Below are 24,575 nucleotides of genomic sequence, written 5' to 3' on the forward strand. Positions count from 1 at the left end.
CCCTTTCCACATGAATCCATTTTCAATATCCGGGATCAAGCGGCTGTTCGTGGTTCTTCTGCTGATCGGGGGCGTGGCGCGGGGAGGCACCGCCGTCGATGAAGGCCGGAAGTTGATCGGAAGGGTGACTCCGACGATCGCCGGACGGTTCGAACTTGAGGAGATTCCTCCCGATGCCGGATGCGATGTCTTCGAGATCGAGGCTAGGAACGACAAGGTCGTGCTCCGGGGCAACAACGGCATCAGTCTGGCCAGCGCCTACCACCGTTATCTGCAGGACTACTGCAAGTGCCTCTACTCCTTGTGGGGTGACCAGATGCGCTTGCCGGATCCTTTGCCCACGGTTGAAGGGAAAGTCCGGGTGGTGACACAACGGCGGATCCGCCACTTCTTCAACTACTGCACATTCAACTACAGCGGCAGTTGGTGGGACTGGGCCGATTGGGGGAAGATCATCGATTGGATGGCGATGAATGGCATCAACATGCCTCTCCAGATCGTTGGCACCGAGGCGGTCTGGTATCACTCGTTGCGGGAGCTCGGCCTTGATGACACGGAGGCGAGAGCCTGCCTGCCCGCGCCGGTTTATTTCAACTGGCAATGGATGGGGAACCTGGAGGGAACCGGAGGCCCTTTGCCACTTTCGTGGATCGAGAGCCATGAAAAACTCGGCCGCCGCATCATGGAACGCGAGCAGTCCCTGGGGATGACACCGATACTGCATGGCTTCTCCGGAGTGGTTCCCCGTGTTTTCCGCACCAGGTTTCCTGACGCGCGCATCGACATGAAGCCGTCGTGGGGCAGGGGGGCATTCGTTGGAACCGCGACCTTGGATCCCATGGACCCGTTGTTCGGGAAGGTTGCAAGGACGTATTTGAGCGAACTGGTGAAGCGGCTTGGAACCAGCCATCTTTACATCACCGATCCCTTTCATGAGAGTTCTCCTCCGGTCAAGGGAGGGGAGTACCTCCGGAATGTAGCGGGATCGATAGACAAGTGCTTGCTCGATGTTGACCCGAAGGCCATCTGGGTATGCCAGGACTGGAGCTTTTATCCGGACATCATCCGGTCGATTCCGAAGGACCGGCTGATCATCATGTCACTGACCGGAAAGAAGGTTCCGGAGTTCAAGGACTGGGGCTATCGCTACACGTTGGGCCAGCTCAACAGCTTCGGGGGGGAGACCCACTTGCATGGCAGCCTGTTCCAAGAACAGCAGAACGGAGTGGCACAGGTCATGAAAGAGTCCCCGAATTGTGTGGGAAGCGGCAACTGGATGGAAGGTCTGGAGAACTCGCCCTCTTACTATCATTTCATGCTCGATCTCAACTGGGAAGCGGGCCCGGTGGAGCTGGAGCAGAAGCTGGATGCGTATTGTGAACGGCGCTATGGAGGCATCACCGACAATATCCGTGCGATGAACCGGCTGCTGATTGATTCGGTTTACAAATTAGGCGGTCATGGATTCAGCAGCGTGGTAGCGGCGCGGCCCGCGGTCTTTCCCCTCAAATCAACCCCGTGCAAGGAGATCCAGGTTCCGAAGGCTTCCTTTGACAAACATGTCCTCGCGTGGAAGGCGTTGCTGGCGGACCGCTCTGCGGAGGTGAAAGCCGGGGGCATTACTTCCTATGCCATCACGGTGGCCGGGCCGGTGTGGTGGCTGGCCAATACCCAGTTGAGCGGGCTGCGCGCGGACTCCACGGGCAATTCAAAGACGCGAATCCAATACGTGCTGCCCATGGCCAGCATCGGCTCCATGGTGGCCAGCATCATCGGGCGGGCGCGGGCGCTCGGACTACCCATTCAGATGGGCACCGTGGACCCAACCTTCACCATCAGCCAAAAATCATTCTCAGGCGTCACCTTCCTGGCCGCCATTCAAAAGGTGCTGGAGGCGGTGCCGGATGCCGTGTGCTGGATCGACTACGCGGCCCAGCCCTACCCGTCCTTCAATGTTTCCCGCCGCAGCGCCAGCGTGGAGACGGTGGACCTGGTGCTTGGAGAGGATCAAGCCGTAGGCGTGAAGTTGAAGCCACGGCGCAATCTCCGGCCTTCTGGAATCCGGGTGACCACCACCACGCGGAACGTCACCACCGGGAAAATCGAATTCGGGGAGCAGATCGCGGGCACTGGCGCAAGGATCGTGGCGGACTCCGGTCCCGAGCTTTTGCCATTCGAGGTGCCGGACAACCTCCCCAGCGTGACCATTCAGACGAGCGCGATCGTGGGGGGATGGGCGGAGGCCAAAGTTTTGGATTCCGTGATTGCCCAGGCCATCGCCTCCAGCGGCGACATCACCGCCAACCCGATTTCCGGGACTGATTTTCTCTATACCTCCAACTCCTCCGGATCCGGGACCAATGCCGCGACGTTCGCGCCCGCAGCGATCAAGGACACGACATCCGGGGCCGCGGTGGCCTCCGGGGCCTGGCACCGCATCACCAACAATGCCTCGCTTCCGGATTTCATGCTTACGGACTACAATGTGAAATCCACCGGAATTCGTGTGACAGGCACCTATCGGGTGCAGATTGGCGGGACTCCTTGGTCAACCAGTACTCCGGCGGTGCTAAACGCGCTGCGCTACACCGGTCGTATATCCACCATCACCGGATACATTTCCACCACACCCGGCATCGGCCAGACCACCAACTATTACATTTCCGTGGACTACTCGATCGAAGGGGCGATCAACACCGGATATCCCTCCAGCCAGACAGTTTACGAGAAAGCCGCCTACCAGTATCTCACCGCACCGCCTTTGCTGGCGTCCAACATGTTCGATGCCGCCAACTTCATCCCCTACGAGGGAACGGTGGAGATTTCCCGGATGGTCCCGCCACGGCAGTGGCTCGTCACGAAGATCAATGTCCACGGAGCGGAAACGGATTGGAAGACGGCTGGCGCGCTGGTCCAGAGGGCAAAGCTGACACTTCTCACCAATGAGGTGGAATTGACGTGCGGGTCCAATGTGCCGGTGGGCGTCAACGCCGTCACCGGATCCTATACGAAGCCAGGCAGCCAAGACGTGATTTACACGCTATGAACCAGTTTGAAGTCATCATGACCCGCGATGGAGACCTGACCGTGACGGGAGGGTGGATCATCGAGCAACGCACCGGAGGCCGCTACCTGGTGGCTGATCTATCCGTGCAGATCAGCCCCACGGAGCGGTCCTCCTTCATCGGAGGCAGCGGTCGCAATGTGAAGGTGACGAATGCACCCGGCACCAACGTGCCAGCGGGGCATTTCCGCGCCGTGGCCGCCGGTACCTTTGCCGGTCATCTCTTTCCGGATTCCTCGCTCATCTTCAATGGGGATGGCTCCGTGGATCTGCGGGACGATACGGACGTGATCGCGTCCGCCCCCGTCGGCACCACTTCCACCACCACCGTGCCCGTGGGCAGCTTTTCCATGCCATCCACCAGCTACGGAGCGGACACCTACAACGGCAGCGTTGGGTTCACTCTTGATGCACAACCCGAGGCCAATGTGATTCCGGATTTCCGGCCAGCGGATCTCTACGTGATGGCAGGCACTGCTCCGGCGCAATCTTTCTTCCCCACGGATCGCGACCACTACACGGGAATCACGGATGCCACATGGGAAATCGAGGTGCTCGCAGATGGCTCGGCTGAAATCCGTGATGGCATGGATGTGGTGGCGTCGCGCGCGGCGGATGCCGCGATGAAGCATGAAGCATCCGGCCTCTATCCATCCACCAGCTACGGAGCGGACACCTACAATGATGGCGCGGCCTACGAGGTGGTGGTGGAGATCCGGCCCACGCTCCCGCTGGATGGCTACGTGTTCGTGGAAATCACCGAGACAAGCGCAGGCTCAGGAGAGGTGGCAAGCCATCGCGGCCCGCTGTGGGGAACCGCGATTCCAGCATCGGCCGGCGCCACGAACTACGTGCCACTGGCCTACGTGGACACGGACCGCAATGTATTCCCTCTGCACCAAGGACCGATATTCTGGGGATGATCCTGCCCGCCTGCATCTTCACCTACGCCGGAGGCGCGCTCGTGCTGCCATGGACCGTACGTGGCGCGCTCCGTGCGGGATTGGTACCGGTGGTGTGCGAGGACGCCGCCAGCCCGCTCCCCGGCCATGTGCGCGGCTGGTTGATGCATGAGGGCATCGACCTCATCACCACCACCTTCCCGCGCCGTGGCAATCTCAATGGTACCGACTGCGCCGCCGGGATCTGCCGCACGCTGGCGGAGACGGCGCTACGGTACGGGGCCACTCATGTGTTGAAGCTGGATGACGATACCGTGGTGATGGATCGCCGCGTGTTCACCCGGCACCGCCACGCACGCGCCGTGGGGCTGACGTGGCCGGACGGCAGGCCCGGGGCCTACGGCATGGCCTATATGCTCCGGGCCGATGTCGCCGAGGATGCGGCTGCGTGCCTCGATCGTTCACCGCTACGACCTGGCGCGCCGGAGGACATCACGATCTGGGAAGCCGTTTCGCGCAAAGGGCGGGTAGTGGAGCGGCGTTTCCGGCCCCACAAAGGGCCATTCTCCGCGCTTCCGTTTGGAGCCGATGCGGTGGACGGCGCGGCTCGATTCGACGTTCTCAACGTGGGCACCCCACCGCGGCAAGGATGGACGAACCGGGCGGTTCAAATAGCTAGCGAGCTGCAGAGGGTGGCAAACTCTGGATACGCTTCGGTCCGTAGTCGCTGGCCGCCGCTTTAGAGATCACGGAATAATACCTTTCGCGAGCACGGTTCATTCTCTCAAACTGTATTGCATTGGCATCATCGTGAGCCGCTTTGACCTGTTTCAAGTATTCTTCATGGGCCGCCTGCAGCTCCGACGCAAAATTTTGAACGTTACTGACATCGGTCTCGCTGGGAGACGATTTTAGAAACGCCTCTCGGCATTTTTCCACCCTCAGCGCGGATTCCTTTATGCCGCTTTCCGCTTCTGCCAAAAATCTCTCCCTGTCCTCAAGGGCATTGATGTCGCTGGGTCTCTGCTTGCCCTCCTTAAGGTCGGCCAAGTCACGACGGCAGCTTTCCATATATCCGATCGCATCACGCTGCGCTACCAGCGCCACCTTATATTCCGAGCGAGGCGTCTCAATCGAAGCTTCTTCGGTGCTCTTCGGCTTTAGGGATGCGACCTCGGTCTTGTCGCACGAGGCCAGGGCGAGGCAGGCAATCAGGGCGAGCGGCCATTTCATGGGCGACAGGGTTCCACGGGCCGGGATTGGAATCAAGAGCGCGGTTTCCATGGACTAGTCCATCACCAGAGAGCGGCAAGCGCGGGATCGTCCAGCAAGGCAAGGCGGCGGGCGGGGGCCGCTTCGGACGCCTTTTTCACCGCCGCTTTTGCTTCGCCCATCTTTCCCAATGCCAGCAGATGGACGGCGAACTTGTGAAAGAACGTAAAGGCTACCATGCGGTCATTGTCGCTCCCATGGCGCAGCAATTCGGCCAAGACTTCGCCTTCATCCCACGCACCGAGGTGGGGAGCGCACCCGGCCCGGACGCGCCAAACATCAGCCACCATCCGGTCATCCGGATCGAGATCCAGGGCAGCGTCCCACGCTTCCTGATACATTCCCAACAGGGCGTAGCCTTGGACCTCTTCAATCGTCATCGGCATGACTGTAGCAGCTGTGTCCAGCACCGTTCGGAAAATATGGCGACTATACGGCGACACGGGGTATTCTCGCTAAAACAAAAAGGCCTCCGATTTCCCGGAAGCCTTTGATTTTGAGAGTGGTGCTCGAGGGGGGACTCGAACCCCCACAGGTTACCCTACTAGATCCTTAGTCTAGCGCGTCTACCAATTCCGCCACCCGAGCAGAGTGTCGTGCGGCTTGCTTGCCGCGCCGCGGATTTAGGGTGCGGGGCAGGGGTTTGCAAGAGAATCTTTGAAAATAATCCGAGCCTCGCTTGGCGGCCTTCCTGCTTGCTACTGTCCGCCATCACCGGAGCATCATCCCGCCACCCATGGAATCCATTCGCGCTGAATCGGTCGTCAAACAGTTCGGAAACGTGACCGCTCTGGACGGTGTCAGCGTGACCATCGAACCGGGCGAATTGTTCTTCCTGCTGGGGGCCTCGGGTTGCGGAAAAACCACGCTGCTGCGCTGTATCGCGGGCCTGGAAACGCCGACTTCCGGCACGATCCGCTTCGGCGACCGCGATGTGAGCCAGCTTCCGGCGCACAAGCGTGAGGCGGCGATGGTGTTCCAGAGCTACGCCCTGTGGCCACACCTGACGGTGGAGCGGAACATCGCCTTCGGACTGGAGGAACGGCACCTCCCGAAGCCGGAGATCCGCCGCCGGGTGGGGGAGGCTTTGGAAATGGTGAGGCTGGCGGGATATGGGGAGCGGTCGATCGACCAGCTTTCCGGCGGGCAGCAGCAGCGGGTGTCGCTGGCGCGGGCACTGGTGGTGAAGCCGAAGTGCCTGCTGCTGGATGAACCGCTCTCGAATCTGGATGCCCAGCTCCGCGTGGAAATGCGGCGGGAGATCCGCCGGATCGTGAAGGAGAACGGTCTGACGGCGGTTTATGTGACCCATGACCAGGAGGAGGCGCTGGCGCTGGCGGACCGGATGGCGGTGATGGACAAGGGGAGGATCGAGCAGCTCGGGACCCCGGATGAGATCTATCGACACCCCCGCACGGCTCATGTCGCGGCGTTCATCGGAGAGACGAATTTGATCGAGGGCAAGGTGCGGGAGTTTGCCGCCGGAAAGGCCCAGGTGGATACGCCTGCCGGACCATTGGTGGGGCGGGTCAGTGATCCAGGCTGGACGCCGGTGCAGGGGGAGTCAGTGCGGCTTTCGGTGAGGCCGGAGGCGTGGCGGATTGGCGCGGACGATTGGAACCAGATCGAGGGCACTATCGCCGAGCGGACGTATCTGGGGCAGCGGGTCCAATATTGGATCACCACTCCGGCGGGACGGGTGCAGGTGGTGGAGCTGAATCCGCATGAGGTGCGCGAGCCGGGCGGCGGGTCCGTGTGGATCCAGGCTCGTCCCGAGGATGTGGTGGTGCTGAAATCCTGAGCCGCTCCGCATGAAACGCATCGGGATCATCCTCGGGCTGCTGGTGTTCATCGTGGCGCTGCCGATTGTGCTGCGTCGGGACACCCAGCCGGTCTCGCCGGAGCGCGCGGACGACCGGATCTCGATCCTCACGCCGCACAATGAAACGATCCGCCGCGAGTTCGGGCAGGCCTTCACCACCTGGTGGAAGGCGCGGACGGGGCGGACGATCTACGTCGATTGGCGGAATCCGGGCGGCACCTCCGAGATCGCGTTGGTGCTGGACGCGGGCTACAAGGCGGCGAAGGAGACCGGCCGCGAAGGGATCGGCGTGGATGTGTTTTTCGGCGGTGGGCAGCCGGATTTCGCGCGGCAGGCGAAGGAGGGAAGGTTGGTGCCATTGGATGTCTTCAAGCGTCACCCGGAGTGGTTCGGCGAGGGAAAGGCCGTGCCGCCGACGTGGACGGGGGAGAGTTATTTCCCGCCGGATCTTGTATGGGTGGGCGCGTGTCTCTCGCAGTTCGGCATTGCTTGGAATCCGGATGTGATCGCACGGCTGAAGGTGTCTGCGCCAACGCGCTGGGATGATCTGGGCGATCCGCGTCTGGCGGGCGCGGTGGCTCTGGCGGATCCGAGCAAGAGCGGATCGGTGGCGCGTTCGTTCGAACTGCTCGTGCAGGAGCAAATGCAACGGGCGATCAAGGATGCGTCTCTCCCGAAGGATCGCGCGGCGGCCATCGGCTGGGACAACGGGCTGAAGCTGATCCTGCGGATGTCGGCGAACGCACGCTACTTCACCGACAGCGCCTCGAAGATCCCGCGCGATGTGGGACAGGGGGATGCCGCGCTGGGGACGTGCATCGATTTCTACGGTTGGTCTTATCACGATGAGATGCTGCGCCCGGACGGCACCTCGCGGGTGGAATGGAGGGCACCGGAGGGCGGAGCGACCTACAGTGCCGATCCGGTTGGCGTGCTGAAGGGCGCACCGCATCCGGAGATCGCGCAGGCGTTCGTGGAGTTCTGCCTGTCCGTGGAGGGGCAGCGGCTGTGGTTTGGAAAGCCGGGCACGCCGGGAGGACCGGTGGAGCGGGCGCTGAACCGCATTCCGATCCGTGGCGATGTTTACACGCCGGAGTTTCTCGGGAAGGCCACGGTGCGGCTGAATCCGTATCGGGACACCGGAGCCTTTACCTACGATCGCGAATTGACCGGCAAGGCGTTCAACACGCTGCGGCAGTTCGTGAGGATCGCGTGCATCGACTCGCACGATGAAATGCAGCGGGCTTGGAAGGACATGGCGGCGGCGGGATTTCCGGAGGAGGCGATGAAGGTCTTCTTGGATGTCTCCGCGTTTCCATACGCGGAGTTTGGCAAGGGGCATCCGGTGCTCGATGGCGGTGATCCGCTGGCCGCTGCGGACTTCGCGGCGAACCTCGGCGCGCGCTTCCGCGCGAACTACAAACAGGCGGGTGCCATCGCCCGGCAGGCAACCCGAATCACCGCCCGCTGAGATGAAACGCGGACCTGCCATCGCCATCACCTTGGTCACCGTGCTGTTGTTCGTGGTGTTCTTCCTGTATCCCGCCGGCACGGTGGTGTGGCAGGCCTTCGCGCATCCGAAGGATGGTTCGTTCACGCTCGCTTACTTCGGCGCGGTGTTCCGGAATGACATCTACCGCGAGGGACTTTGGAACGCGCTGCTGCTGGGCCTGGCCAGCACCTTCACGACGTTGCTGGTGGCCTTCCCGATGGCCTTGGTCGGGCATCGTTATGATTTCATGGGCAAGCGTGCGCTTGGTGCGCTGGTGCTGGTGCCGATGATCCTGCCGCCGTTCGTCGGCGCGGTGGGTATCAAGCAAATGCTGGGTGTGGATGGTGCGCTCAACGCGCTGCTGATGCACTGCGGGTTGATGGATGTTTCCAAACCGCACGATTGGCTCGCTCACGGACGCTTCGCGGGGATCGTGCTGCTGAACGCGCTGCACCTTTATCCGGTGCTCTACATGAACATCGCCGCCGCGCTGTCGAATCTCGATCCGGCGATGGAGCAGGCGGCGGAAAACCTCGGTTGCCCGCCGTGGCGGCGGTTTTTCCGGATCACGCTGCCGCTGGCGATGCCGGGTGTTTTCGCCGGGGCCTCGGTGGTGTTCATCTGGGCCTTCACGGAGCTGGGGGTGCCGCTGGTGTTCGACTTCGGCCGGGTCGCGCCGGTGCAGATCTTCGATGGCATCAAGGGACTGGACAAGAATCCGATCCCGTATGCCCTGACCGCCATTTTGCTGGTGGTGGCTGCGGGGATCTTCGCGGCTTCGAAGGGCGTGCTCGGGCGTTCACCGCTGGGCACAGCGCCGCGGCCGAAGGGGCGCTCAACTGTCGCGCGGGCCACGGGATGGAAAGCGGTGGCGTGCCCGGCGTTCTTCGTGATCGTGTTCCTCGCCGCGTCGCTGCCGCACTGCGGGGTAGTGCTGTTGTCGCTTTCGGAATCGTGGTATGGCTCGGTGTTGCCGGAGCATCTCACGCTGCGGCATTACATCGAGGCGCTGGGGAATGGCCTGGTGGTGCCCTCGATCCGCAACAGCCTGGCCTATGCCTCCACGGCGACTTTGGTAGCGGCGGTGATCGGACTGGCGGCGGCGTGGGTGGTGGTGCGCTCGAAGCTGAAAGGGCGGAATGTTCTGGATGCGATGCTGATGCTGCCGCTGGCGGTGCCGGGACTGGTGATGGCTTTCGGCTATCTGGCGCTGTCGCAGGAAGGGAAGCCGTTTCATTTCCTCGTCGGCGCGGGAGGGACGCCGTTCTTCCTGCTGGTCGCGGCGTATTCGATACGGCGTATGCCGTACATCCTGCGCGCCGCGGTGGCCGGTCTGCAGCAGAGCAACCCGGCGTTGGAGGAAGCGGCGGCTTCGCTGGGGGCGACGCCCTTGCGGATGCTGCGGAAGGTGGCGATTCCGTTGATTGGCGCGAACCTCGCGGCGGGAGGCATTCTGGCGTTTGCATTCGCGATGCTGGAGGTCAGCGACAGTCTGATCCTGGCGCAGCAATCGCAGCATTATCCGATCACCAAGGCGATCTACACGCTCCTGAGCACGCTCGGAAACGGCACCGAACTGGCGGCCGCGCTCGGCGTGTGGTCGATGGCGTTCCTGTCCGTGGCGGTGATCGGGGCGGCTGTCCTTGGCGGGAAACGGGGAGGGATTTTCAAGCTGTAAGGCGCATCCCTTTTCAAGAGCGACACGGGTTTCCCGGAGTGTCGGAAAAGTCACCCGGCTACGTGCTTTCCGTAGCTCTTGGCGCATGGGGGTATCCAAAAACACCGCGTCTCTCCACTTGCTTTCGCGGGCATTCGGGAGGAGTGTTAGACGCGGTTGAATCCTTACAATCTACCCGCATTGATCCATGCCCAAAGTCCGCTTGTCGGGCACCGTTCTCGGTGAGAACGACCCCACCCGCTCCACCCGCGCCCGTCTCCTCCATCTGCTCTTCAGCCACGGCTGGGACATTTACAATGGCAATGGCGACCAGCGCATCACCCTGTCCAACATCGAGCGCAAGATCATCGAGTCCGATGCCTTCGTCTTCACGCCCGGCGCGACGCTGGAGGACATGTTCAAGGCGATCTCGATCTTCGTCGGCTACCAGACGCTGGACCGCCACCTCGCCGGAAAGCCGACGGTCGTGCTGAACTCCGATTTCTCGTGGGATCCGTTTTTCTCCGTGCTCGACCACCTTCACAAGATGGGCACGATCCAGCAGGACTACCGGGACTACCTGCTCGCCGTGGAAACCAGCGACGACGTCATCAAGACGCTCGATGTGGTCCGCCATCATGGCATCCCGGATGCGGGGCGGGTGAAGATCGGCGAGAGCAATGTGAGCTCGTTCGAGACGCCGCTGCCCTTGAACCACGCCGGAAACATCTGCGTATTCTGTTCCGCCAGCCTCACCGATCCCGCATTCCTCGCGGATGGTGAAGAGCTGGGTCGCCGTCTCGCGGAAGCGCGACTCGGCTGCGTCTCCGGTGCCGGGAAATCCGGTATCATGGGCGCGGTGGTGAAGGGGTCCGTGGACGCCGGTGGCTGGACCGCAGGCTCGAACGTGCCGCACATCATCGAGCTGGAAGGTCTGCCGGAAGGGCTTTCGAGCTTCTGGCTGAAGCCGGACATCTACACGCGCATGGAGGTCATGATCCAGAACTCGGACGGCTTCGTGATCTTCCCGGGTGGTGCGGGCACCGTGCAGGAGCTGTTCGCCTTGATGATCTTCAAGCACCAGAAGAACCCGCTGATGGTGAACAAACCGGTGGTGATCTTCAATCGGCCGAACGCGGCGGGGCTGGGCTTCTTCGATCCGCTGATCGACCTGCTCGACGGCATGTGCCAGCCGGGAGACTTCTCCGTGGCGCATACGTTGGATGATATTGTGCCGGTGTTCGAACGGAAGCTGAAGAAGTCGGCGTGAGCCGGTGGGGACAGAACAGGCCGGGGAGCGCCCCGGCCTGTCGTGTTGATGTTCGCTGTTCGGCGGGTCAATACACCAGCGTGGCAGTGAACGTGTATTCGATTTCGTTGAGTCCGTCCTTCACGTCGGAGGTCTTGGTGACGGACGAACCGTTGAAGTCGGAGAGATTGAAGCGGAAGGTTCCCAGTTCATCCCCGTCATCCAGAAGCTGGATGTCGACATACTGGTTGAATTTCACGCTCCGTCCCGTGTTCCAGGAGTGTTCCGGATCATCGGAATCGGCGGACATCGAGTAGTATTTCGAGGAGGGATAGCGGTAGGTGACATCACCACCATCCGGAGTGAAGAGGAAATACACCTCATCGTGGCCACTCTCGCGGGTGTTCAGGCAGGTGAGGGTGGTGAGGATCAGCATATGGTCCGCGGGCTGCTGCGCCACCGGATAGGTGCCATCCGAATCCAAGGCCCAGACGAGAGTGTAAAACTCCGCTTCATCGCCACCATCTTCCGCGCCCAAGGCGAGATCCACCGCGACGCCCGCGACTTCTTCATCCTGTTCGAAGCTCCAGCCACCGAGGCCAATGGTGTCATCGATCATGATTTCCTGGCCGTTGTAGTAGCCTCCCAGATCCATCGGCTCGTTCGCCCATGCACCGATCTGGATGGCCACGTCGAAACCGATTTCGAGACCTTCCGTGAAGGCTCCCGAAAGATAGAAGGCTCCGCTCTTGAAGGGATTCGGGAACTGCACGGCGTAACCGAATGAGGCGTAGATGCCGATTCCGATGTCGATCTGTCCGGCGAGGCCGAGAGTGATCGCCTTGATGGGGAAATCGATCCCATCGAAATCCGCGGCGGCCTTGGCTGCGAGTTCATCGGTGAAGGGCTTCACCACCTCGCTGGAGTAGAGTGTGCGCAGGCGATTGGTCAGATCGGCTGCGCTGTCGGAATTCTTCAGCGCAGCCAGTTCAGCCTGACCTTCCGGAGTGGCCTGCCACTCCTTGAGACGGACGGCGGCCCGCGAGAGGATGCCGCGGAGTTCGGCCGGGATGGCGGGAGCGGACGCGTCCGCGGACTTGGTGGCGCGGCTTTCCGAAAGATGGTGGCGGATTTTTTCCAGGGACGGCTGGATCTCCGAGCGGAATTTGGGATTCATGGTGTCGAAGTTGGGTGTTCCGGATTAGGAGAGCAGGGTGGCGTTGATGGTGTAGTTGGCGCCGTTGTTGTTGACCATGTTGTAGGACATCGTGGATTTCCCGTTGAAGGCGGCCACAGTGAAGTCACAGTTGATGAGGAAATCGCTGTAGCGGCTGAGATAACTCACGTCCTGGTCCCACAGGGTGACGAGTACTTCGTGGTCGAAGGGTAGTTCGATATCGATGTCCCAGGTATCCCCCTTGGCCATGGAATTGTAACCGGGAACGAGTGGATAGCGGACGGGGATCCCGGCATCCGCCTGCCAGACGATGTAGACCTCATCGTGGCCGGATTCCGAGGTGGAGTTGCATTGGATGCTGTTGATCTGAACGCGATGTGAGGATGAACTGCTCATGTTTGTTCTGATATTCCGTTGGTGGAATCCGGGGTGTCGCCATCAGGTGGTGACATGAAAAGGGATCCCGGATATAGTCCAATCGGGGTTATTGATGGGGTCGTGTGGAGCCGCAAGATCATATGTGTAACAATGTGTTTCCGGTTTTGGCGGATAAGGCGTTTGGGCTCCACTTGTGCCCCTGGGTTCAGTGTGGTGGTTTTGTAACGCGTTGACTGTTAGATTGCGTTCGGGTGATGGGATGATCCGGCCCAAACGGCGGGATGCTCACAGGGCGTCCTGCCGATAATGACAAAGTCCAAATGCCCGGGTCCTTCGGGCCGGGTGGTCTGATCTTTCAACGAAAGACCTGCCTTCCCGGGGTTCCGATCGCGCCTATCGGGGCAAGATCATCGCCAGACCACACGAAGGACAGAGGAACCCGGCCTGAGTGGGGGTGGACAGCGTGAGGGTGAAGGTGCGAGGACCGACGATCTTCTTGCCGTGGGACACCAGGGCTTCAAGTAACGAGCGTCCTTCCCGTTGCCAATAGAGTTGTCCTTTGACCCGACCGGCCTCCATCGGAGTCCCGCAGCCGGGACAGGGCGGCGCGTTATCCGCTGCGGGTGCCGTCGTTTCCGGGGGCTTGTAGGGATCGGGTGTCATCGCCCGGCCATGACCTCCACGGTCACACCCTTCAGATACTCCGTTTCCGGAATGGAAAGCACGACCGGATGATCGGGGCGCTGGCCGTGGTTGGCGAGCAGGCGCAGGGCCTTCTTCGCGTCCACGGAGGCATCGACGATGTTCTCCACGAACAGCTCGCGGCTGGCGTGGTGGGAGCAGCAGAACGAGGCCATGATCCCGCCCTTGTCGAGCAGCTTCAGAGAGCGCAGATGGATCTCCTTATAGCCGCGCATGGCATCCATGAGCGTCTTCTTGTTCCGGGTGAAGCTGGGTGGGTCGAGAATGATCAGGTCGTAGTCCGGCGTGGCGTGCTTGAGGAAATCGAAGACGTTGTGCTCGATCACCTCGATCTCCAGGCCGTTGAGCTCGGCATTGCGGCGGGTGGCATCGCAGGCGCTGGCGGAGATGTCCACGGCGGTGACCTTGGCGGCACCGGCTTTGGCGCAGGCGAGGGCGAAGCCACCCTGATTGGTGAAGCAGTCGAGCACGCGCTTGCCCTTGGCGAACTTTGCGACCTCGGCGTGGGACTGGAGCTGGTCGAGGTAGAGCCCGGTCTTCTGCCCGTCGAAGAGATCGACCTCGAAATCGAGATCGTTCGCCCGGACCGTGAAAGGGCCTGGGTTTTCGCCGTGGATGATCTCGATCAGCGGTTCCATGCCCTCGGCCTTGCGGACGGGGGAGTCGTTGCGGAGCAGGATCGACTTCGGCTCGATCACTGCCACCAGCGCGTCGCGGATCAGGTCCTTCCGCATGTCCATCGCCAGCGTGAGGGTCTGGAGCACGAGGTGGTCGCCATAGCGGTCCACTATCACGCCGGGGAGGCCGTCCGACTCGCTCCAGACCAAGCGGCACAGGCGTTCATCGACCCCGGCGGTCTGGCGGAGCAGGAGGGCCTGGCTGATGCGGCGGGTGAAGAAATCGAGATCGAGATCCTGGCGGCGGCGGGAAAACCGGCGCGCCACGATCTGGGAGGCGGGATTGTAGATCGCGGTGCCCATCGGCCGGTCGCGGAAATCCTTGAGCGTGATCACGTCGCCAGGCTGGGGATCGCCGAAGGTCTTTTTCACCTCGGTGGCGTAGACCCACTCGTGTCCGTGGAAAATGCGGGCGCGGGGTGCGATGATGAGGCCGGGCATGGGGGAGAAAGAGAACAGCCCCGGGCAACGGGAGGCAAGGCTTCTGTGGATTCCAAGGGGGCTCTCCAGAGGGGGAACCACGAATGGGCACGAATAAGCACGAATTTTGGAAAGAGAGGGTCCGGCTCGGAGACCCCATTCGTGAGGATTCGTGAGCATTCGTGGTTTTACTTAGGCGGAGCCATTTTGCGGAAGGAGAACACAAACTTTTCGAATGCATGAAATACCTTTGCATGCGGATTCGTTTGGGTGGTTAGCGATGGGGATCATGTCGTTGTTTGTCCTGCCCCTGAGATCTTCCGTCGGTGAACCAACCCCTGTCTTCCGCCATGAAACCTTGCTGCCCTGGTAATCCGCTTGATCGCTACGCGTCCCGCCGGGAATTCCTCTATGTCGGCCTGCTCGGCGGGCTGGGCATGACGCTTCCGGGCTTTCTGCAACAGGCCCTTGGTGCTCAGAAGGACTACCCGCTCCGCGAGGGGGTGGCCAAGGGCATCATCCACATTTTCCTCCCCGGCGGGATCGCCCATCAGGAGTCGTTCGACCCGAAACCGTTCGCTCCGGCGGAGTATCGCGGGCCGTTCGGCGCGATCGATACCAAGCTGAAGGGCGTCCAGTTCGGCCAGCACATGAAAGACCTGGCCCAGATCGCGGACAAGTTCACCGTGATCCGTTCGATGTCGCACGGTGAGGCCGCCCACGAACGCGGGACGCACAACATGTTCACCGGCTATCGGCCGTCCCCTGCGGTCGAGTATCCGTCGATCGGCTCGATCATTTCCCACGAGATGGGGCCGCAGAACAACCTGCCGCCGTACGTCTGCGTGCCTTCGGTGCCGAACGAGTTCGCGAATTCCGGTTTCCTTTCCTCCGCCTACGGTCCGTTCGCGCTGGGGTCCGATCCCGCGCAGGGCAATTTCCAGGTCCGCGACCTGTCTCTGCCGAAGGGCGTGACCGACGAGCGTTTCGCTCGCCGTCGTTCGCTGCTGGAGACGGTGGACCATCACTTCCGCACGCTGGAGAAATCCGACGCGCTGGACTCGATGGACGCCTTCTACCAGCACGCCTACAAATTGATCTCGTCCCAGCAGGCGCGTGAGGCCTTCAACCTCGCCGCCGAACCGGATGCGCTGAAGGACGAATACGGTCGCACCCAGGCGGGCCAGCGCATGTTGCTCGCGCGTCGCCTGATCGAGGGAGGAGTCCGGTTTGTCTCGCTGACGGCGGGCGGCTGGGACCACCACGACAATCTCAAGGCGGGGATCGAAAAGGAGCTGCCACCGGTGGACAAGGCGCTGGCGACCCTGATCCGCGATCTCGAACGCCGCGGCATGCTGGATTCCACACTGGTGGTGGTGACCTCCGAGTTCGGCCGCACGCCGAAGGTCAATCCGACCGGCGGTCGCGATCACTGGCCGCGCGTCTTCTCCGTGATGATGGCCGGTGGCGGCGTGAACCAAGGCTACGTCCACGGTGCGTCCGATGCATTGGGCGGCGAGCCGGAGCAGGACATGGTGACCGTCTCCGATCTTGCGACCACGATGTACAACCAGATCGGCATCACTGCGGATAAGGAACTGATGTCACCCGGCAACCGGCCCATCGAAATCTGCGATGGCGGCAAGGTCCTCGATTCCATTCTCGCGAAGAAAGCATGACCCGCACGGCTGTCATCGCCCTGGCGCTTGGGCTGATGCCCGCGGCGCTGCACGCCTTTTCTCCGGAGCTCTCCCTGATCGTCCCGCGTGGCGGACAGCAGGGCACGGAGGTGGCGGTGGAGTTCCGTGGCGACCGACTGGAGGAGGTGCAGGAGGCGCTTTTCAACGATGTCGGGATCACGCTGAAGGATCTCCAGGTGAAGGATGCCAAGAGCGTCGTGGCGAAGTTCGTCGTCGCGCCGGATGCACCGCTGGGCGAGCACTCGCTGCGGCTGCGCTCACCAAGCGGGCTTACCGAGCTGCGGACCTTCTGGGTCGGGCAGTTTCCCACCGTGGCCGAGGTCGAGCCGAACAACAGCTTCGACCAGCCGCAGAAGGTGGATCTCAATGTCACCGTCGCGGGGGTGGCGGGCAATGAGGACGAGGACTACTATGTGTGTAGTTTGAAGAAGGGCCAGCGGCTCTCCGTGGAAGTGGAGGGCATGCGGCTGGGGCGGACGATGTTCGATCCCTACGTGGCCATCCTTGATCCGCGGAAATTCGAGGTCGCGTCCTGCGACGATGCGCCGCTGCTGCGCAACGACGCCTTCGCCACGATCATCGCCCCGGAGGATGGAGACTACCGCGTGGTGGTCCGCGAGGCTGCCTATGAAGGCACGGACCAGTGCGACTACCGTTTGCACATCGGTTCGTTCCCGCGGCCCTCGGGCATTTTCCCGCCGGGTGGCAAGCCCGGTGAGACGATCGATTTCCGCCTCATTGGCGATCCGGCCGGGCCGATCGTGAAGAAGGCGACGCTGCCGCAGCAGGGGGAGCGCTTTCCGGTCTTCGCCGGTGTGGATGGCCTGCTGGCCCCATCGGCGAACTGGGTGGTGGTTTCACCACTGGAGCATGTCGAGGAAACCGAGCCGAACGATTCCAACAACGAGGCCACCGTGATGCCCGCGATCCCGTGTGCGGGGCAGGGAATTCTGGAAAAGAAGGACGACACCGATTGCTACAAGTTCCACGCCACGAAGGGGAACAACCTCATCCTGAAAGTCATGGGCCGTGCGCTGCGCTCTCCCATCGATGCCGTCCTGCGCCTGCGTTCCGCAAAGGATGGCAAGCAGCTTGGCGAAAACGACGACCAGGGCGGACCCGATCCGTTGCTGGCGTGGACCTGCCCGGAGGATGGCGACTACATCATCGAGGTTCGCGACAAGCTCGGCCGTGGCGGGCCGGACTACACGTATCGGCTGGAAGTCATCTGGAAGGAAGCCGCCATCGCCGCGGCCATGCCGGTGGTCGAGCGGAACAATTCCCAGAAGTGGAAGACCTTCGTGGTGTCGCGTGGCAACCGCTATGCGGCCTTGATCAATGTCACCCGCGAGAACATCGGCTGCGACATGGTGCTGGAAGCCGCTTCGCTGCCCGCAGGCGTGACGATGAACGCGCCCGGTGTGGCGAAGTCCACCAGCAGCTTTCCGGTGGTGTTCGAAGCAAAGGCCGATGCGCCGGTGGCGGGCGGACTTTATCATCTCGGCGTCCATTCGACCGGTGACGGCCCTGCGCTCAAGGGTGAACTGGCGGATACGATCCACCTCGTGGACATCAACAACCAGGGTGCCTATCACTCGGTGCCGCTCGACCGCATCGCGATGGCGGTGATCAACGAGGCCCCGGTAAAGATCGAGCTCGATCCACCCGCGGTGCCGATCGTCCGCAATGGCATTCTCCAGCTCAAGGTGCGGGCGATCCGCTCCGAAGGTTACAACGACGCGATCACCGTGCGCTTCCTGTGGAACCCGCCGGGCATCGGTTCGCCCACCACAATCACGATTCCCTCGGGCCAGTCCGAGGCGATGTACGAGATCAATGCCAACGGCGATGCTCCGGCGGCGGAGTGGAAGGTCTGCGTGTTGGCGGAGGCTCCCACGCCGAAGGGCACGGTGCTCGTTTCCTCCGCGCTGGTGCCGCTGAAAGTGGTCGAGCCGTATCTGACGATGACGATGGACATGGCGGCGACGGAGCAGGGCAAGCCCGCGCCGATGACCTGCAAGATCGAGGTACAGCATCCCTTCAATGGTGATGCCACCGCCGAGTTGATCGGCCTGCCCGGCGGCGTCACCACCACGGCGGTCACCTTCAACAAGGACAAGACCGAGATCGTCTTCCCGCTCACTGTCGCCGGGGATGCGCCGGTGAACAAACACGGCAACATCTTCTGCCGCGTCAACGTGCCGGAGAATGGAGCAACTATCCTACATCAGGTGGGGCAGGGTGGCACGCTGCGCATCGACAAGCCGAGCCAGCCGGTGGCGCAAGCCGCGCAACCGGAGAAACCGCCCGCAGCAGGTGCGCCTGCCGCTCCGGCAGCCAAACCGCTTTCCCGTCTCGAACAACTCCGCCAGCGCACGCCATGATCCGACCGACTCCCATCGTATGGGCCGCGGGTGCCCTGATCGCTTCCACACTCGTCTCGCAGGCCGCGAACTTCGAGCAGGTGCAGGACATTCTCGAAACCCGCTGCGTGGAATGCCACCAGACCGGCAAGACCAAGGGCAACCTGCTGATGGAAACCCGCGAGGGCTTTCTCAAGGGCGGCGATTCCGGTGCGGCGATCCAGCCGGGCGATGTCTCGAAGTCGGAGCTGCTCAAGCGCATCCATCTTCCCAAGGATGATGAGGACGCGATGCCGCCGGCGAAGTCTGGACCACCACTGACCGAGGAAGAGCAGAAGCTGATCGGACAGTGGGTGACCGACGGTGCTCCATGGCCGGATGGCTTGACGCTGGCCTCGCGCTCGAAGAACGCCTTGCCGCGCTGGGATGCTCCGGCGGACCCGCAGCTTGCTTTCATCGAGGCCTATCCGAAATCGGTGAGCTTGGAGACGGCGGCGGATTTTCATCGGGTGATCGTCATCGCGCGTTTCAAGGATTCCGCCACGCACGACATCACCCGCCAGTCGAAACTGACGCTCGGCGATCCCTCGCTGGCCACGCTGACCGGCACCACGCTGCTGCCGAAGAAGGATGGCACGACGACGTTGAAGATCGAATACCGCGGTCTCTCCACCGAAGTGGCGGTGGCAGTAAAGGATGCGACCAAGCCGCGCCCGGTTTCCTTCCAGCTCGATGTGATGCCCGTGCTCACGGCGGCGGGTTGCAACACCGGCTCGTGCCACGGTTCCGCGCGTGGCCAGGATGGCTTCCACCTTTCGCTGTATGGCTTCGATCCGAAGGGCGACTTCTATCGTCTCACCACCGAGATGGCCGGACGCCGCGTGAATCTGGCGGTGCCGGAGGAATCTCTGATGATCACCAAGGCCATCGGCGCGGTGCCGCACACCGGTGGCAAGTTGTTAGCGAAGGACAGCGCGTCCTACAACACGCTGGTCGAATGGATCCGCAATGGCGCTGAGTATGATGCGGATGGGATTCCGCAGCCGACCGGCATCACGGTGGAGCCCTCGGAAATGGTGCTCAAGGGCGGCGACGTGCGGATTCCGATCACCGTTCGCGCGACTTATTCCGATGGCACCGACCGCGATGTCTCGACGCTGTCCGGCTTCTCGACCTCGAACGACAACTCGGTGACCATCGACAAACACCAGGGCATCGCCGCTTCGAAGAACCGCGGTGAGGCGTTCCTGCTCGCCCGCTTCCACACCTTCAACGAAGGCGCGCAGGCGATCGTGGTGCCTGCGGATCTGCCTTACACGCGGCCGGAGGTCGCGGAGAACAACTACATCGACAAACTGGTCCACGACAAACTGGACAAGCTGCGCATCATTCCCTCCGGCCTGTGCTCGGATGAGGAATTCATCCGCCGCGCCTTCATCGACATCATCGGTGAACTGCCGAGCGTGCCGGAGCGCGAGGCTTTCCTTGCCAGCAATGATGCGAAGAAGCGCGAGGCGCTGGTGGACCAGTTGCTCTCGCGCAAGGAATTCACCGAGATGTGGGTGATGAAGTGGGCGGAGCTGCTGCAGATCCGTACCTTCCAGAAGGGCGGCAGCCAGGTGAGCTACAAGGCGGCGCTCGGCTACTACAACTGGTTGCGCGAGCGCATCGCCTCAAACATGCCGTTCAACGAACTGGTGCGGCAGTTGCTCTCGGCGGAAGGCGGCACCTTTACCAATCCGGCGACGAATTACTACCAGCTCGAGGAAGAGCCGTTGAAGACCAGCGAGAATGTCGCGCAGGTCTTCATGGGCACGCGCATCCAGTGCGCGCAGTGCCACAACCATCCCTTCGACCGCTGGACGATGGAGGACTACTATGGCTTCGCGGCGTTCTTCGCGCAGGTGAAGCGCAAGCCCGCCGAGGACCCGCGCGAGCGCATCATCTTCGATGGCGGCGGCGAGGTGCAGCATCTGGTGACGAAGCAGAACGTTCCGCCGAAGTTCCTCGGTGGCGCGCGTCCGGAGATCAAGAACGAGACCCGTCGCGAAGAGGTGGCGAAGTGGCTGACCTCCACCGACAACCCATGGTTCGCCCGCAACGTATCGAACATCGTGTGGTCGCACTTTCTCGGTGCGGGCATCGTCGAACCGGTGGATGACGTGCGCGTTTCGAACCCGCCATCGAACCCGGCGCTGCTCGATGAACTGACGAAGCACTTCGTCTCCTACAACTACGACTTCCGCAAGCTGGTGCGGGACATCTGCACCTCGCGGACCTACCAGCTCGCGAGCGCGACGAACGAGACGAACGTCACCGACGACCGCAATTTCTCGCACGCCGCGATCCGCCGGGTGCGTGCGGAGGTGCTGCTCGATTGCATCTCACAGGTCACCAACACGCCGAACAAGTTCAAGGGGCTGCCGCTTGGCGCGCGGGCGGTGCAGATCGCGGACGGGAATACGACGAACTACTTCCTCACCACCTTCGGCCGCGCGTCACGCGCCACCGCCTGCTCGTGCGAGGTGAAGATGGAGCCGAACCTGTCGCAGGCGCTGCATCTGCTCAATGGCGACACCACCCAGCAGCGCGTCCGCAATGGCAAGGTGGTGGAGAATTACCTCAAGGACAAGAAGTCGCCCAGCGAGGTCATTACCAATCTCTATCTCTCCACGCTCGGCCGCGCGCCCACCGATCCGGAGTTGAACAACCTGCTCACCGCCACCAAGGAAGCGACCAAGCCGGAGGAAACGCGCGAGGTGTTGGAAGACATCTTCTGGGCGCTGCTGAACTCGAAGGAATTCATTTTCAACCACTGACTTTTCCAACCACGAATGGTCACGAATTTCCACGAATTGAAGAAGAGGATCAGTCACTGGCTGTCGGCTGGAAGCCGGCGCGACAGCGCTACCCATTCGTGCTCATTCGTGTCCATTCGTGGTTTTAAGTTCCTCCTCTTGTTCACGCCGGTGGTGGCCTCTGCGGAAGATAAGATCACCTACGATGACCAGATCTTTCCGTTGTTCCAGCAATCCTGTTTGAACTGTCACAACCCGGACAAGACCAAGGGCGGCCTCGACCTCTCCACCTACTCCGGCGCGATGAAGGGCGGCTCCGGTGGCAAGATCGCGGAACCGGGCGACAAGGGCTCGAAGATCATCGCGGTGTGCCTCCAGATCACCGATCCGAAGATGCCACCGGAGGGCGAGAAGCTCGGACCCAGCCAGATTGATTTGCTGAAAGGCTGGATCGAAGGCGGCCTGTTGGAAAACAAGAACTCGACCGCGAAGAAGGCCACGAAGCCGAAATTCGAGACCGCGCTCAAGTCCGATCCCGCCGCGAAGCCGGAAGGCCCGCCACCGATGCCGGAGCATCTGCGTCTGGAACCAGTGATCACGACCGCGCGTGCCTCCGCGGTGCATGCGATGGCGGTTTCGCCGTGGGCTCCGCTGCTGGCGGTGACGGGGCAGCATCAGGTGCTGCTTCACCACACCGAGACGCGGGAACTGGTGGCGGTGCTGCCGTTTCCGGAAGGCGATCCGGTGTCGCTGGCGTTCACCCCGGATGCGCGCTACCTGATCGTTGGCGGCGGCACACCGGGAAAATCGGGGATGACCGTGACCTTCGATGTGAAGACCGGCGAGCGCGCGCTGACGGTGGCCAAGGAGTTCGACTCGATCCTCGCTGCGGACATCCGTCCCGGGTTCGACGTAGTCGCGACCGGAGGACCCTCGCGCTTGCTGAAGCTTTGGAACACCCAGACCGGGGCGCCGATCGCCTCGATCAAGAAGCACACCGACTGGATCACGGCGCTCGATATTTCTCCGGACGGCATTCTTGTGGCCTCGGGTGACCGCAATGGCGGGGTGTGGGTGTGGGAAGCCGAGAGTGGCAATGAGTTCCACACGCTGCGCGCGCATCAGGCGGCGATCACCGCGGCGGTGTTCCGTGCGGACTCCAACATCCTCGCGACGTCTTCCGAAGATGGCACGGTGCGGTTCTGGGAGATGAACGGCGGCTCCGAGGTGAAGAAGCTCGACGCGCATCCGGGTGGTGTGACCGCGTTTTCCTTCGCGCGTGATGGCTCGTTCGTGACCTCTGGCCGCGACAAGAAGGTGCGGCTGTGGAAGCCGGACTTCAACGCAGCCAAGGAGCTGGCAAAAGATCTGCCCGCGCTGCCGACGGCGGTGGCGCTGACGGCGGATGGCGCGAAGGCCTTCGTGTCCGACTACCAGGGGACGATCCGCGTTTACGCGACCGCCGAGGGCAAGCAGGTGGGTGAGTTCAACGCGGCGCCGCCATCGATCGCGAACCGGCTCGTCGCTCTGAAGACGGAGATCGAGAGCGCATCCTCCGCCATCGGAACGACCGGGGCGAAGGTGGAGGAGGCGAACAAGGCTTTCGAAGGTTCCAAGAAAGCCGTGGCGGATGCCGAGGAAGCAGCCAAACAGGCGAGGATGATCCATGAGGCCGCCAAGAAGGGCGAGGCCGAGACCCGGGCGAAGCTCGATCAGGTCCGTCAGGGACTGGCTTCGCGCCGTGGCGAGATCGAGAAGCTTTCCGCCGATGACAGCGCCACGGTCAAGGAGCTGGAAGCGAAGCGTCAGGCGCTCGCCGTCCTGCCCGAGGACCAGCGGAATCCCCCGGAACTGGCCTCCATGGAGGAAAAGCATCGCGATTTGGAAGCGAAGTTGGCGGATCTGCGCCAGCAAGTGGGCGGACTTGAGGGTGAGGAGAAGACGTTGCCGGGAGCTTTGGAAGGCAGTGTTCGCGCCGCGGCAGCAGCCGGGGAGCGGATCAAGCCTGCGGACGAGACCATTGCCACCCGGAAGAAAGAGATGCCCGCCTTTGAGAAAGGCCTCAACGACGCCCGTGCCGAAGCGGAGGCTGCCAAAGCGCGGGTGCCCGCGCTTCAAGCCGCCGAAAAGCACTGGCAGGCCGCGGCGATCAATACCCGTGCCCTTGATGCCCGCGATACCACCCGCCAGCTCACCCAGAGTGCGACCGATCAGCAGGCGGATTGCCGGGAATTGGTGGAATCCATCGCCAAGCAGGGCGAGGTCCTTGCGGCGAAAAAGGCGGAGCGCGAAGCTTTTTCCGCGAAGCTGAACGAGAAGGCCCTCGCCTCCTATCGCGGGGAAATGCGGGCGACGCTGTCCGCACTGGATGCGACCATAGCCAGTCGCGCCGAGATTTTGGCTGCGGACGAACGAAAACTCCAAGAGCTGCGCGATTCCATGGAGAGGCTGACGGTCAAGCTGTTGGGGGTGTCCTTGGAGGCGGATGACCTGAAAGCCGCATATCTGACGGCGCTGAGGCGATAGGCACTCCCAGTGAGGAATCCCGGACGATCTCCGCCCGGGTGTCGATTTCGCCTTGCCCCCGCGCTGCCAGCAGGTTAGACCGCCCGCCACCAACCATGGGACAGCAATCCAACAAGGTCATCAAGCGCAAGCGCCGTTCGGACTATCTGAAGCGGAAGAAGGAACAGGCGAAGCTCGGAGGCATCGTGAAGAAGAAGTCTTCCACGAAGAAGGCTGCTTCCACGGAAGACAAGCCCGCCGCCAAGAAGGCCGCTCCCGCCAAGAAGGTGGCCGCCAAGAAGGCCCCGGCCAAGAAGGTCGCCAAGAAGGAAGCCGAAGGCGAGGCTCCTGAGACCGGTGAAGCCGGCGAGGAGTAATCCTTTCCGCTCCGGAACCA

17 protein-coding genes and 1 tRNA gene are annotated in these 24,575 nt (G+C 62.2%); 12 read left to right on the top strand and 6 right to left on the bottom strand.

The genetic code is table 11. From position 1 onward, the window contains the following. The first annotated feature begins 10 nt into the window (after positions 1-10). Genes KBB96_RS03380 through KBB96_RS03390 form a run of 3 tightly spaced genes read left to right on the top strand, consistent with a single transcriptional unit; the run spans position 11 to position 4,709 of the window. Positions 11-3,046 carry an alpha-N-acetylglucosaminidase gene (locus KBB96_RS03380; RefSeq protein ID WP_211632260.1) on the top strand — a complete coding sequence of 1,012 codons (3,036 nt, stop codon included), beginning with the start codon at positions 11-13 and terminating at the stop codon, positions 3,044-3,046. Beyond that, positions 3,043-3,987, top strand: coding sequence for a hypothetical protein (locus KBB96_RS03385; RefSeq protein WP_211632263.1), 945 nt, complete (start codon positions 3,043-3,045; stop codon positions 3,985-3,987). Before KBB96_RS03380 ends, KBB96_RS03385 begins: the two co-directional genes overlap by 4 nt. Then, positions 3,984-4,709, top strand: coding sequence for a hypothetical protein (locus tag KBB96_RS03390; RefSeq protein WP_211632266.1), 726 nt, complete (start codon positions 3,984-3,986; stop codon positions 4,707-4,709). Before KBB96_RS03385 ends, KBB96_RS03390 begins: the two co-directional genes overlap by 4 nt. Here KBB96_RS03390 and KBB96_RS03395 read toward each other — a convergent pair. The 3 genes from KBB96_RS03395 to KBB96_RS03405 form a co-directional block, all read right to left on the bottom strand. Continuing rightward, entirely contained in the window at positions 4,642-5,250 is a 609-nt protein-coding gene (locus tag KBB96_RS03395) for a hypothetical protein (protein WP_211632269.1), read from the bottom strand. The genes KBB96_RS03390 and KBB96_RS03395 overlap by 68 nt on opposite strands. An 11-nt stretch (positions 5,251-5,261) precedes the next feature. Then, positions 5,262-5,624: a hypothetical protein gene (locus tag KBB96_RS03400; protein ID WP_211632272.1), complete on the bottom strand. Its 363-nt coding sequence runs from the start codon at positions 5,622-5,624 to the stop codon at positions 5,262-5,264. A 117-nt stretch (positions 5,625-5,741) separates the two neighbouring features. After that, a tRNA-Leu gene (locus tag KBB96_RS03405) sits at positions 5,742-5,826 on the bottom strand. A gap of 148 nt (positions 5,827-5,974) precedes the next feature. Here KBB96_RS03405 and KBB96_RS03410 point away from each other — a divergent pair. The 4 genes from KBB96_RS03410 (at position 5,975) to KBB96_RS03425 (ending at position 11,479) form a co-directional block, all read left to right on the top strand. Beyond that, on the top strand, positions 5,975-7,039 hold the full coding sequence (locus tag KBB96_RS03410) for an ABC transporter ATP-binding protein (protein ID WP_211632275.1): 1,065 nt from the start codon (positions 5,975-5,977) through the stop codon (positions 7,037-7,039). A 10-nt stretch (positions 7,040-7,049) separates the two neighbouring features. Further along, positions 7,050-8,531 carry an ABC transporter substrate-binding protein gene (locus KBB96_RS03415; RefSeq protein ID WP_211632278.1) on the top strand — a complete coding sequence of 494 codons (1,482 nt, stop codon included), beginning with the start codon at positions 7,050-7,052 and terminating at the stop codon, positions 8,529-8,531. A 1-nt stretch (position 8,532) separates the two neighbouring features. Then, positions 8,533-10,230: an ABC transporter permease gene (locus tag KBB96_RS03420; protein WP_211632280.1), complete on the top strand. Its 1,698-nt coding sequence runs from the start codon at positions 8,533-8,535 to the stop codon at positions 10,228-10,230. 187 nt (positions 10,231-10,417) lie between these two features. Then, on the top strand, positions 10,418-11,479 hold the full coding sequence (locus KBB96_RS03425; RefSeq protein ID WP_211632282.1) for an LOG family protein: 1,062 nt from the start codon (positions 10,418-10,420) through the stop codon (positions 11,477-11,479). Positions 11,480-11,546: 67 nt separating this feature from the next. Here KBB96_RS03425 and KBB96_RS03430 read toward each other — a convergent pair whose 3' ends face one another. The 3 genes from KBB96_RS03430 to KBB96_RS03440 all read right to left on the bottom strand — a co-directional run bounded on the left by KBB96_RS03430 (position 11,547) and on the right by KBB96_RS03440 (position 14,833). After that, on the bottom strand, positions 11,547-12,635 hold the full coding sequence (locus tag KBB96_RS03430; protein ID WP_211632284.1) for a hypothetical protein: 1,089 nt from the start codon (positions 12,633-12,635) through the stop codon (positions 11,547-11,549). Positions 12,636-12,659: 24 nt separating this feature from the next. Next, positions 12,660-13,031: a hypothetical protein gene (locus KBB96_RS03435; RefSeq protein WP_211632286.1), complete on the bottom strand. Its 372-nt coding sequence runs from the start codon at positions 13,029-13,031 to the stop codon at positions 12,660-12,662. Positions 13,032-13,672: 641 nt separating this feature from the next. Then, entirely contained in the window at positions 13,673-14,833 is a 1,161-nt protein-coding gene (locus KBB96_RS03440) for a class I SAM-dependent rRNA methyltransferase (protein WP_211632288.1), read from the bottom strand. Positions 14,834-15,162: 329 nt separating this feature from the next. Here KBB96_RS03440 and KBB96_RS03445 point away from each other — a divergent pair, with 329 nt between their 5' ends. From KBB96_RS03445 to KBB96_RS03465, 5 genes are all read left to right on the top strand, one after another. Beyond that, positions 15,163-16,491, top strand: a complete 1,329-nt coding sequence (locus tag KBB96_RS03445; RefSeq protein WP_211632291.1) for a DUF1501 domain-containing protein — start codon at positions 15,163-15,165, stop codon at positions 16,489-16,491. Further along, positions 16,488-18,896, top strand: a complete 2,409-nt coding sequence (locus KBB96_RS03450; RefSeq protein WP_211632293.1) for a PPC domain-containing protein — start codon at positions 16,488-16,490, stop codon at positions 18,894-18,896. Before KBB96_RS03445 ends, KBB96_RS03450 begins: the two co-directional genes overlap by 4 nt. Continuing rightward, positions 18,893-21,694 carry a PSD1 and planctomycete cytochrome C domain-containing protein gene (locus KBB96_RS03455; protein ID WP_211632296.1) on the top strand — a complete coding sequence of 934 codons (2,802 nt, stop codon included), beginning with the start codon at positions 18,893-18,895 and terminating at the stop codon, positions 21,692-21,694. The genes KBB96_RS03450 and KBB96_RS03455 overlap by 4 nt, the downstream gene beginning before the upstream one ends. 108 nt (positions 21,695-21,802) lie before the next feature. Beyond that, the gene (locus tag KBB96_RS03460; RefSeq protein ID WP_211632299.1) at positions 21,803-24,199 is read left to right on the top strand and encodes a c-type cytochrome domain-containing protein; all 2,397 of its coding nucleotides are present in this window, start codon (positions 21,803-21,805) and stop codon (positions 24,197-24,199) included. 95 nt (positions 24,200-24,294) lie between these two features. Next, positions 24,295-24,555 (top strand): hypothetical protein, encoded by a 261-nt coding sequence (locus KBB96_RS03465; RefSeq protein WP_211632302.1) that lies wholly within the window; start codon positions 24,295-24,297, stop codon positions 24,553-24,555. The last annotated feature ends 20 nt before the right edge of the window (positions 24,556-24,575 follow it).

This window comes from Luteolibacter ambystomatis (assembly GCF_018137965.1).
GTDB lineage: Bacteria > Verrucomicrobiota > Verrucomicrobiia > Verrucomicrobiales > Akkermansiaceae > Luteolibacter > Luteolibacter ambystomatis.

Excerpts from the sequence above, each read along its gene's own strand:
- KBB96_RS03380 (WP_211632260.1), top strand. The coding sequence starts at position 11 with ATGAATCCATTTTCAATATCCGGGATCAAGCGGCTGTTCGTGGTTCTT.
- KBB96_RS03385 (WP_211632263.1), top strand. The coding sequence starts at position 3,043 with ATGAACCAGTTTGAAGTCATCATGACCCGCGATGGAGACCTGACCGTG.
- KBB96_RS03390 (WP_211632266.1), top strand. The coding sequence starts at position 3,984 with ATGATCCTGCCCGCCTGCATCTTCACCTACGCCGGAGGCGCGCTCGTG.
- KBB96_RS03395 (WP_211632269.1), bottom strand. The coding sequence starts at position 5,250 with ATGGAAACCGCGCTCTTGATTCCAATCCCGGCCCGTGGAACCCTGTCG.
- KBB96_RS03400 (WP_211632272.1), bottom strand. The coding sequence starts at position 5,624 with ATGCCGATGACGATTGAAGAGGTCCAAGGCTACGCCCTGTTGGGAATG.
- KBB96_RS03410 (WP_211632275.1), top strand. The coding sequence starts at position 5,975 with ATGGAATCCATTCGCGCTGAATCGGTCGTCAAACAGTTCGGAAACGTG.
- KBB96_RS03415 (WP_211632278.1), top strand. The coding sequence starts at position 7,050 with ATGAAACGCATCGGGATCATCCTCGGGCTGCTGGTGTTCATCGTGGCG.
- KBB96_RS03420 (WP_211632280.1), top strand. The coding sequence starts at position 8,533 with ATGAAACGCGGACCTGCCATCGCCATCACCTTGGTCACCGTGCTGTTG.
- KBB96_RS03425 (WP_211632282.1), top strand. The coding sequence starts at position 10,418 with ATGCCCAAAGTCCGCTTGTCGGGCACCGTTCTCGGTGAGAACGACCCC.
- KBB96_RS03430 (WP_211632284.1), bottom strand. The coding sequence starts at position 12,635 with ATGAATCCCAAATTCCGCTCGGAGATCCAGCCGTCCCTGGAAAAAATC.
- KBB96_RS03435 (WP_211632286.1), bottom strand. The coding sequence starts at position 13,031 with ATGAGCAGTTCATCCTCACATCGCGTTCAGATCAACAGCATCCAATGC.
- KBB96_RS03440 (WP_211632288.1), bottom strand. The coding sequence starts at position 14,833 with ATGCCCGGCCTCATCATCGCACCCCGCGCCCGCATTTTCCACGGACAC.
- KBB96_RS03445 (WP_211632291.1), top strand. The coding sequence starts at position 15,163 with ATGAAACCTTGCTGCCCTGGTAATCCGCTTGATCGCTACGCGTCCCGC.
- KBB96_RS03450 (WP_211632293.1), top strand. The coding sequence starts at position 16,488 with ATGACCCGCACGGCTGTCATCGCCCTGGCGCTTGGGCTGATGCCCGCG.
- KBB96_RS03455 (WP_211632296.1), top strand. The coding sequence starts at position 18,893 with ATGATCCGACCGACTCCCATCGTATGGGCCGCGGGTGCCCTGATCGCT.
- KBB96_RS03465 (WP_211632302.1), top strand. The coding sequence starts at position 24,295 with ATGGGACAGCAATCCAACAAGGTCATCAAGCGCAAGCGCCGTTCGGAC.